Origin of the sequence: Candidatus Clavichlamydia salmonicola (assembly GCF_015356765.1) — a bacterium.
Lineage (GTDB): Bacteria > Chlamydiota > Chlamydiia > Chlamydiales > Chlamydiaceae > Clavichlamydia > Clavichlamydia salmonicola.
Genome location: NZ_WTCQ01000013.1, coordinates 1 through 11,130 on the forward strand (window position 1 = coordinate 1; position 11,130 = coordinate 11,130).

At 30.8% G+C, this 11,130-nt stretch carries 8 protein-coding genes; 7 read left to right on the forward strand and 1 reads right to left on the reverse strand.

The genetic code is table 11. The features are described 5' to 3' along the window. Positions 1 to 226: 226 nt before the first annotated feature. The 5 genes from CLAVI_RS05285 (at position 227) to CLAVI_RS05305 (ending at position 8,451) form a co-directional block, all read left to right on the forward strand. On the forward strand, positions 227 to 613 hold the full coding sequence (locus CLAVI_RS05285; protein WP_194844554.1) for a hypothetical protein: 387 nt from the start codon (positions 227 to 229) through the stop codon (positions 611 to 613). Positions 614 to 636: 23 nt separating this feature from the next. Then, complete coding sequence (locus CLAVI_RS05290) at positions 637 to 2,529, forward strand: hypothetical protein (RefSeq protein WP_194844555.1); 1,893 nt, start codon at positions 637 to 639, stop codon at positions 2,527 to 2,529. 96 nt (positions 2,530 to 2,625) lie between these two features. Beyond that, the gene (locus CLAVI_RS05295; protein WP_194844556.1) at positions 2,626 to 4,569 is read left to right on the forward strand and encodes a hypothetical protein; all 1,944 of its coding nucleotides are present in this window, start codon (positions 2,626 to 2,628) and stop codon (positions 4,567 to 4,569) included. Between the two features lie 23 nt (positions 4,570 to 4,592). Then, positions 4,593 to 6,521: a hypothetical protein gene (locus tag CLAVI_RS05300; RefSeq protein ID WP_194844557.1), complete on the forward strand. Its 1,929-nt coding sequence runs from the start codon at positions 4,593 to 4,595 to the stop codon at positions 6,519 to 6,521. A 31-nt stretch (positions 6,522 to 6,552) separates the two neighbouring features. After that, positions 6,553 to 8,451, forward strand: a complete 1,899-nt coding sequence (locus CLAVI_RS05305) for a hypothetical protein (RefSeq protein ID WP_194844558.1) — start codon at positions 6,553 to 6,555, stop codon at positions 8,449 to 8,451. A 55-nt stretch (positions 8,452 to 8,506) separates the two neighbouring features. On the opposite strand, the gene CLAVI_RS05620 is transcribed toward CLAVI_RS05305, so the two are convergent. Continuing rightward, positions 8,507 to 8,641, reverse strand: a complete 135-nt coding sequence (locus CLAVI_RS05620; protein WP_267239488.1) for a hypothetical protein — start codon at positions 8,639 to 8,641, stop codon at positions 8,507 to 8,509. Positions 8,642 to 8,797: 156 nt separating this feature from the next. On the opposite strand from CLAVI_RS05620, the gene CLAVI_RS05310 reads away from it, so the two are divergent. Continuing rightward, entirely contained in the window at positions 8,798 to 9,052 is a 255-nt protein-coding gene (locus CLAVI_RS05310; RefSeq protein WP_194844559.1) for a hypothetical protein, read from the forward strand. 100 nt (positions 9,053 to 9,152) lie between these two features. Then, the gene (locus tag CLAVI_RS05315) at positions 9,153 to 10,988 is read left to right on the forward strand and encodes a hypothetical protein (protein WP_194844560.1); all 1,836 of its coding nucleotides are present in this window, start codon (positions 9,153 to 9,155) and stop codon (positions 10,986 to 10,988) included. The last annotated feature ends 142 nt before the right edge of the window (positions 10,989 to 11,130 follow it).

Genomic DNA, 11,130 nt, shown 5'->3' on the forward strand with positions numbered 1-11,130 from the left:
TCCTCCAAACTACTATTTCCTATGATCCTGAAAACAGTTTAAAAAACTCTTTAGAATTGGTTAAAACACAATTGAAATCTATTCCCGCACCAACAAAACCGCATATTTTACAAAATCTATTAGAAAATTTGGAATTCGCATATTAAATAGCGGAAGTAAGCCTTTGAATAAAAATCATTTAGGTTATTATTTGGTTAGGTGTTATGTCTATAGTTCATCAAAATGCATGCATCAAATACTCACTACAACTCACATAGCCATGAAATTAACCGCAAAACACATAAAACACCTCTACTCAAGTGAATACAAAGGTATCCCTTTTATTAAATATTTGGACCCAATTACAAAAAAAACAAAAGATATGTCTCTCCTAAATGTACTTCCTCATATCTTACATGGCTTACAAGAAAATATGTATGCTTTCCCAAGAAATCTTCCATTAGTTGTAAACAATACTCAAAATTATCAGACCCCTACACATTTAGAAGAATCTATTAAGCTGATAAGAAATAGATTAAGTATTCATGCAACTGAATGGGAAGCAGTTCCTTATATATTAGAAAAATTATTGACTACTGCACACGCAAAAGAAGATGATTGTGATGAAGATTAAACCTTGAATCAATTTATACATTTATGACTTATTTTACATTAAACTATGTAGCACCCACCCTACAGGAGGGTTCTCCATATTTCACTATTAATGACGGACTTGCTAGAATAACCACTACTCACATGCAATCTCTTCATGCGTTAATTCAGCATATTTTATCTAATCATCTAATTTGTATGTCAGTACCACCATCTTTTCCTTTAGACCTTACATGTCATCAGAATACAATTTTGATTCTACAAGAAGCTCTATACCCACTCATTACAATCTTAAGAGCTACATCATTGCCATTATCATTGTCATTTGAAGGTCAATTTGCCGTATCAGAATTAGAAAGCACTTTTTCTTGTGATTTATCTCAAGCAAATCTTGCAGAATTTGAACAACCATTACCAATCGTTGTAGAAGATATTATCTCATCAAGCCTTTCTGAAAGGTCATCTACATGTATGGCTACCTCTGCAGCCATTTCAACTATTCCTGCCTCTTATAATCTACCCTCTATTCAAATTTCTCCTGATGGTAAACGTTTTACATTAATTCTTTATCCAGTAACAACAATTCTTGATTACCTAAAACACCTACATCAAGGCATTCAATATGTTCTTGAGAACAGCGTTTTCATGTCTGACTCATCAACAATTACTATGTTATCAGCAACATCATTAGATAAGCATTCCTTATTATCTTTACTGCAATTACTTATAGAGCAATCAAAAAATATAACTTTAGTCACAGACGTAAAAGAACAAGAAAATATTACACAATCACATCAAATGTGGATCTATAGATTAACCACAAAATTAAAATTATCTGGATTTAGCGACACTAGCTTAGCAAGCATGTGGCCAGCTTCTTTACAAAGAAAATTAATATCTCCTTTTATTGAAACTACAACTTTCTCTCTTTCAGCTAAAAAGCCCCCCTTAAAGAAAAAATATAGAAAAACAACAAATCCTCTTTGCATTCCTTTATTTTATATATGTGCAGTTAATCCTTTAATTGAAAAAAATCTTAAAGAACCAACAATTTATGTTTTAAAGTATATTGTAAGAAAAATTAATAACAGCTCTAGTCCTCGCTATAGTGACATCAGATCCACCATTAATAAAACATCCAACTTGATTAAAGATATATGCAGTTCTACTATTACTTCTCCTAAATTATTCTGTTACATTGAACCAGTATCTAACAACTCTATGGGTATTGATCAAGACAAAATGTTTTCCTTACTTTTTGAAGGCTTAACAGAAAATCTAACCTTTTTACCAAACAAATTCCCAACCTTAATGCAATCTACTTTTTCTTATAATCCAAAAACCATCTTAGAAAACTCTTTAGCATTGGTAAAAAAACAATTAAAATCTGTCCCTGCAGCAACAAAACCCCATATTTTACAAAATCTATATCAACAAACAAAACTCTCTACACGTACACCTATGAACATTTGTTTAACAAAAAAAATTCCTTCAAAAAAACAAACATTTTCTGTCTCCCTCTTTGGAATTCGATTAAAAAGCGGCCCCACATCTTTAAACAAACTAGATCCACATGTTTATCTGATCAGACATTATGTTCACAGTTTAAAAGGACACTTAAATCAAATACTCATACAAATGCGTATATCTATAGAGCTTACTGAAAAACACATAAAGGAATTATGTTTAAGTCAAGAAAGCATATGCCCCATTATTCAATATTTAGACCCAGTTTCTAAAGAAAAATCAGTGCTGCCTCTCCTAACCGCACTCACCTATATCTTAGATGGCTTAAATAAAAATATGACTATTTTTGAAAAAAATCTTCCATTAATTTTGAAAAATCATCGAACTCACCATCCTTTAAAATCTTTACAAAATTCTATTGCTCTTGTAAGCAATAAATTAGATAATGATATCCCCCTGAAGAATATATAAACTCTTGTATATTAGAATGATTGCTGAAAAAATGACAATTTACCAAGAGATTATGAATCTGATGAAGATTAAACCTTTAAAAAACTGATTAATTTTATGCCTTATTTTACATTAAACTATCTAGCACCTGCTTTAGAAGATGCTTCTCCATACTTCACTGTTACTGAAGAACGCACTCGTTTAACTACTAGACACTTACAATCTCTTCATAATTTAATTCATTATATTTTATCTAATCATCTAATCTGTATGTCAGTACCACCATCTTTTCCTTTAAACCCTAGCTATCATCTCAATACAATTTCAATTCTCAAAGAAGCTCTATTCCCAATCCTTACAGCCTTAAGAACTACACCATTACCATCTGAGAATGAGAATACCTTAAAAGCATTAGAGCACACTTTTTCTTTAGGTTTAAATCAATTAGATCTTACAGAATTCGAACAACCATTACCTATCGTCACACAAGATAGGAGCTCATCAAGCCTTTTTGAAACACCATCTACATCTCTAGAAACCTCTGTAGAAAATTTAAATACTCCAAAATCTTATAATCTACCTTTTATTGAAATTTCTCCTGATGGCAGACGCTTTACATTAATCCCTTATCCAATAACAGGACCTCTTGATTACCTAGAATACCTACATCAAGGCATTGAATATGTTCTTGAGAACAGGATTTTTATATCTGACTCATCAACTACTGCGGTAACATCAATATCAGCATTAGCTCATCATTCCTTATTATCGTTGCGACAATTACTTTTAGATCAATCAATCAATACATGCTTAGTCATGAATGCAACAGACAAAGAAAATATTACACAAAAGAATTTATATTGGATCCATAGATTAACCTCAGAATTAAAATTAACTGGATTTAACGATAACAGCTTATCAGCAATGTTAGAACCTTCTTCTCATCGAGAATGCATATCTAATCCAAAACCTATAGTAAATAAGACTCTTGCTATAAAAAGAAAAAAAACTACTCTTAATAAGGTTACATTAATTCCCTTATTTTCTATTGTAAGAGGTGCCTCTGCTAAACACCAATTATCTTTAAAAGAAAAAATTTTTTATACATGTAAATATTCTGTAAGAAAAATTAATACAGCCTCTGCCACTAGATATCTTGATATAAAAAAATCTATTTATAAAACTTGTAACTTTTTTAAAAAAATCTACTCTTTTCAAAACGACCATCACACTTTATTTAATTATATTGATCCTAAATCTAAAATCATCACACTTTTTAATAGTCAAGAAGCGCTCTCTTTATTATTTGAAGGCTTTTCAGAAAATTTTTCTTTCTTTTCAGAAAATTTGGAGAATGTTTTTAAAGATACAAAGAAAAATCCCATAAAATCACTTACATCAGAATGCATGCAGATAGCTCAGAAGCTATCAAGCACTCCTATTCCACAAATAAATCCTCATATATTAAAAGATATACTAGATCAAGAGTTAGCTACTATATCAAACCCTATAATGACACCTAAAAAAAAGACGCTAATTCTTCCCATATTTGCTATTCGTATATGTAGTTTTGGACACCAAACAAGTAAAACAAAACGCATAACATGTTACCTAACTCAATACACTCTATTAAAAACATCAGGAAAAACAAATGATACATGTACTATAGGGCGCATCTCTATCAAAAATACTGAAAAACACTTAGAACATTTATGCTCAAAGAAATACCAGAACTCCTCCTTGCTCAAATACAAAAATCCTGTTTCTAAAGAAACCACCATAATCTCTTTAAATGAACTTCTACCCTTAGTCTTAAATGGAATACAGGAAAATTTACATTTTCTTCCTTTACACACTCCTTCTATTTTTAAACACACCAAGCTATATCAACCATCAGAATCTTTAAACAATTGTATCAAGCTAATAAAGAATAAGTTAGGATTAGATGCGTTAAAAGAAAATGAAACAAAAACTCCTTATATTCTTAAAAATCTTTTTGATAATGCAATATCTAAATTAGAACCAGAACTTCAGACAGATGATAAATCTGATGAAGATTAAACCTTCAATAAATTTGTAACTTTATGCCTTATTTTACATTAAACTATATAACACCTACTTTACAAAATGCTGCCCCTTGCTTCACTGTTACTGAAGAACAGGCTAGTTTAACCTCTAGTCAAGTGCAATCCCTTCATGCGTTCATTTGTCATATTTTATCTAACCATCTAATCTGTACATCAGTACCACCATCTTTTCCTTTAGATCCCACATGTCACCACAATACAATTTTAATTCTACAAGATGCTATACATTCAATCATTTTAACCTTAAAAGCTACACCATTACAAATTGATAACCACGCTGCCTTAGAAGCATTAGAGAAAACTTTTTCTTATGATTTACTTCAAGTAGATCTTACAGAATTTGAACAACCATTACCAATCGTTACAAAAGATATTGTCCCATTAAACATTCCTCTAACATCATCCCCTTCATATAATCTACCCTTTATTGAAATTTCTCCTGATGGTCGCCGCTTTACATTAACCTCTTACCCAGTAACAATAATTCTTGATTATCTAGAATACCTACATCAAGGTGTTGAATATGTTCTTGAAAACAGAATTTTTCTTGCTGACCAATCAACAGCTACTATGACATCACCAGAATCATTAGCTAATCATTCCTTATTAGCCTTACTACAATTACTTATAAATCAATCAACTATTATCTCCTTAATCAACAACGAGACAGCACAACAAGATATTAAACAATCAAATAACAATTGGATCAGTAGATTAATCACAGATTTAAAATATGCTGGATTTAGCGATGCTAGCTTAACTAAAATATGGCAAAATTCCCTCCCTAAAGAACAAGTATCAGACCTCGCGCTGCAATTGAAAAAAACTTCTTGGCAAGTGAAAAAAACTTCTTCTGCATTACAAAAAACAACTCATCATGATACCGCCTCTACATTGATTCCCTTATTTTCTATTACAGAAGGTCCCGCTACTGTAGATAAAGAATCTTTTGAAACCAAAACTATTTATGAATGTAAATATTCTGTAAGAAAAATTAATACAAACGCTTCCACCAGATATCTTGATGTAAAAAAGTCTATTATTACAAGTTGTGAGATTTTAAAAAAAATCTATGCCTCTCAAGAGCACTTGCCTTCTATATTTAACTATACTCATCCTTTCTCTAGAAAAATAAGCACTTTTAATAGCACAGAAGCCCTCTTTTTCTTATTTGAAGGACTTTCAGAAAATTTTTATTTCTTATCTAACAATTTTCCACTTATTCTTAAAGATACACGTAAAAATTGCACAAAATCAATTTTAAAAGAATCCTTAGAGATAGCTAAAAAGCAATTAACTGTTCCTGTTCCAGAAATAAGTCCTCATATACTACAAGATATGCTAGACCCTAAATTAACAATTAGCTTAGATCCAATAACCATATTAACAGCTGAAAAAAAGATTCATTTTCTACCCATATTCTCTATTCGTTTATGTATTTCTGGATACAAAATAAGTTCAAAAGGACGTGGAGAATGCTATCTAACTCAATACACTTTATTAAAAACATCAGGTCGACAAAATAACACATGTACCATAGCGCGGCTTTCTATAAAAACCACCGAAAAACACGTAAAATATTTATGCTCAAATGAATACAAGGAATCTTCTTCTCTTAAATACGTAGACCCTTTCTCTAAAAGTGCTACCTTACTTCCTTTAAATAAAATACTGCCCCTAATCTTACAAGGATTAAGAGAAAATATAAATTTTCTTCCTTTACAAATTCCTTCTATTTTCAAACATACCAAACTATACCGAGCATTGGATTCTTTAAATAACTGCGTAGACCTAATAAACAATAGATTAGGGTCAGATGCGCCAAGAAAAAACGAAGCACAAACTCCTTCTATCCTAAAAAAACTTTTTAATTATGCAGCTGCCAAATCAGAACCTGCAGTACAAACAGATGATCTGTCTGTATGAAGATTACACTTTTAATCAACTTATTAATTTTATGCCTTATTTTACATTAAACTATATAGCACCTGTTCTAGAAGAGGCTGCACCATATTTCACTGTTGCTGATGGACCCAGTAACTTAACCTCTAGTCATGTACAATCTATTCATGCTTTAACTCATCGTATTTTATCTAATCATCTAATCTGTATGTCAGTGCCACCATCTTTTCCTTTAGATACTACATGTCACCACAATACAGTTTTAATTCTGCAAGAGGCGGTATACCCAATCATTAGAGCCTTAAGAACTATGCCATTAATAACAGCAGATCAATCTATATTAGCATCATTAGAAAAAATTTTCTTTAATGATTTACTTCAAGTAGATCTTACAGAATTTGAACAACCATTACCAATCGTTACGAAAGATATTGTCTCATCAAACCTTCATATCACATCACCTATCTCGTATAATTTACCCTTTATTGAAATTTCTCCTGATGGCCGCAGCTTTACATTAACCCCTTACCCAGTAACAGATCCTCTTCATTATCTAGAATACCTACATCAAGGCGTTGCATATGTTTTTGAAAACAACATTTTTATTTCTGATCCTCTAACAGCCCCTCTGTCATCAGTAAGATCATTAGCTAATCACTCCTTATTATCCTTACTACAATTACTGTTAAGTCAATCAAGAACTATATCCTTAATTACAGACACAAAAGAACGACAAGATATTGCAGAATCAAATAACAATTGGCTCTCTAGATTAACTACAGAGTTAAAATTAGCTGGATTCAGTGATGCCAATCTAGCTCAAATATGGGAAGAACCTATCTCACATAAAGAACAGCCATCAAATACAGCGCCCAAAGTAAACAAAACTGCTTCTACAAAAAAAATAACACCTAGGCCTCAAAACATCACATGGATCCCCTTATTTATTATCTTAGAAGACACATCTGCTACAAAGAAAAAATGCTTAAAAGATCCTCCTACTTATCTATGTAAATATTACATAAAAAAAATTAATCCAAACTCTTCTGTTAAATATTTTGATATAAAAAAATCTATTATTACAACTTGTAAGATTTTTATAAAAATCTATACTCCTAATAGTAAAAGCAACGTTCTCTTTAATTATATTCATCCTGTTTCTACAAAAAGGACCATGTTGAATACTACAGAAGCCCTTGCTTTATTATTTGAAGGGCTTTCAGAAAATTTTTACTTCTTGTCACAACATTTTTCATATATTCTTCAAAATGTGCACTCAAATCTTCCACAATCACTTTTAAAAAAATGCTTACAGATAGCTAAAAGTCAATTAGGGCCTAATATTCCACAAGTCATTCCTCATATATTAACAGATATGCTCAACAATGAGTTATTAGTGCACTCACGCCAAGCAACCCAATTAATAAATACAAGCAAAATTGATTTTCTGGCAATATTTTCTATTCGTTTATTTATTACTGGACATAAAACAGCTAAAACAGAACGTATACAATGCTACATGTTTCAATATACTATATTAAAAACACCCAGACGGAAAAGTGACTCATGTACTATAGCTCGCATTTCTATTAAAAATACTGAGAAACACATACAATATTTATGTTCAAGCGAATACCAATCCTCTTGCCTACTTAAGCACATAAATCCTTTTTCTAAAAAAGTCATCATTAAGCCTTTGAATGAAGTACTGCTCTTAACTTTACATGGATTACAAGAAAACTTATATTTTCTTCCTTTGCAATTTCCTACTATTTTAAACCATACCACACTATACCAACCACAGGATTCTCTCAATAACTGCATCACTTTAATAAAAAATAAATTAGGGCAAAATGTACCAGAGGAGAGCGCAACAAACACTCCTAATATCCTTAAAACACTTTTTAACAATATGATTTCTAAAGAAGAAACTATATTACAAAAAGATGCATAAGTTGATGAAGATTAAATCTTTAATCTATTTATTAATTTTATCCCCCTATTTTACATTAAAACTCTATAGCACCTACTCTAGAAGAAGCTATTCCATGCTTCACCTTGACTGAAGTAATATAAAATGCTAATAACATAGTCGCTGTTAATGAGTCTGAAATAAAAATCCTCTTTCCAAGAATCACAAACATGTCCAACACCTGATATAGATTTTCTAGATAAAAGGAGAAATGACAGAATACCTCTCAATCTAATGCAGAGTGGATCGATAAATTAACCATCCAACCATTACCTGAAGTTAGATATGCAAGCTTAAAAGGTATGTGTAGACCTTTTTACATAAAAAAATGATATCCCCAGTGCCTACAGAAGAAAAGCTTCTTCTTCAAAAAACTAACCCTAATGACATTACATTGATTTCCTTATTTTTTATTTCAAAAGGCCTCTCTATTACAAGGAAAGAAGCTCTTTCTATTTTTAAACATACCTCAACCATACTAAACATTAGATTTCCTTTAAATAAAGGTATCGCCTTAATAAGCAATGGATTAGAATTATATGCACCAAAAGAAAGTAAAACAAAAAACTCCTTCTATCCTTAGAAAAAAACTTTTTTTTAGAAAGAGTTTCTAAATGAAATATTAAATTTTAGGAAAATGATAAATTTCATAAAGATTAAACTTTAATAAATTTATTAATTTTATGTCTTATTTTACATTAAACTACGTTGCGCCTACTTTACAAAATATTATCCCGTATTTCACTGTTACTGAAGAACATACTACTTTGACCCCTAGTATTGTGGCATCTTTGTATTCTTTAACTCATTATATTTTATTAAATCATCTACCTTGTATGTCAGTACCACAATCTTTCCCCTTAGATTACACCTGTCATTACAATACAATTTTAATTCTACAAGAAGCTCTGTTCCCAATCATTACAGCCTTAAGAACTACATCATTCCCACCTGAAGGCCAGCTTGCTATACAAGCCTTAGAGAAAATTTTTTGTTATGATTTACTTCAAGTAGATCTTACAGAATTTGAACAAGTCTTACCAATCGTTACAAAAGGTGTTGCCTTATCAAACCCTCCTGTAACATCACATAACTCGTATGATCTACCCTGTATTCAAATATCTTCTAATAGAAAAAGCTTTATATTAACCCCTTATTCAGTAACAGACCCTCTTGATTATCTACAACACCTACATCAAGGCGTTCAACATGTTCTTGAAAACAGAATTTTTATATCTGATGCATCAACAGCTCCTATGGTATCAGCATCATCATTAGCTAATTATTCCTTAACATCCTTACTACAATTACTAATAGGCCAATCAAAAACTATATCTTTAGTGATGGACCCATTAGAACGACAAGATGTTTTACAATCAAACAACTTTTGGATCAATAGATTAACTCTAGAATTACAATTAGCTGGATTTAACGATACCAGCTTAACAAAAATATCGATACCTTCAAAAGAACAGAAATCATTAACAAGTACATCTTCTCCTATAATAAAAACATCTTCAAAAAAGATGACATATTACATTCCTATATTTTCCTTCAAAAAGGCTCCTGCAGGTACATTTAAAGATCCTTCTAAAAAACACACGATCTATTTACTGGAATATATCATAAAAAAGAGCACTATATCACAATACAAATGTGTTTTCCGAACACGTACCCTTCTCTCATTAACTTTAAAATCTATACAAACAATATGTAAAAATACTAAGAACAATCTGGTGTTTTTTTACTACAAAAATCCATTTAATCATATTATCCAAACTATTACTTATGAAGAAGCTCTTCAATATGCATACATAGGCCTAACAGAAAATCTAACATTTTTTAGTAGATATTTCCCCAACATTTTAAAAACCACAATTACATACATGCCCAAGGAAGAGCTTGACAAAATCCTATGTACTATTAAATGCACCTTAGGAAGCAACACTCCAACTATTCCTCAAGCAAATACACTAGAAGTCCTCACCCAAAGAGCAACAGAACCAACAACTCCTTTAGCAAGTAAGAAAATCCCTGAGTTAACAAGTAATCGTATTCCTGTATTCAGCGTCTCTACTACACAAGGTCGTGAAAAGAAGTATTCTTTTCTCCTTAAATACTCCATCAGAAGAACTTTAACAAGTAAAGGACAAGCATATAAAAATATACGTCTGGCTATTAGTAAAACTGAAAAACATCTAAAATCCTTATGTAATCAAGCTGCTAAATCTACAGACTATTCTATTAAGTATATCGATCCTTTTAGCTTAGAAGAATGTGTTGTCTCTTTTAATGAAATGCTTTGGATTAGTCTACAAGGTCTTAAAGAAAATCTTATATTCCTTAAGCGCCATTTTCCAATTATATTTAATGCTACAATACAGCATAACTCTGAACAAACCTTACTTAATAGCATCCAATTTATTAAAAATCTTCTAGGTTCAGAGGCTTCAATAGAAATTCAAAAGCCTTTTATACTGGAGGGACTCCTACATAAAAATTTAGTTAATTTAGAATAAAATTTAGGACAAACTAATGAATTATATTTTTACTTATCAAATAAATGTATCAATTTATATTGAAAAGAATTGTATAAAAATATATAATAAAAAACCAAATTAATAATATTTTAATAAAAAAATTTGTTTTATATGCCTTATT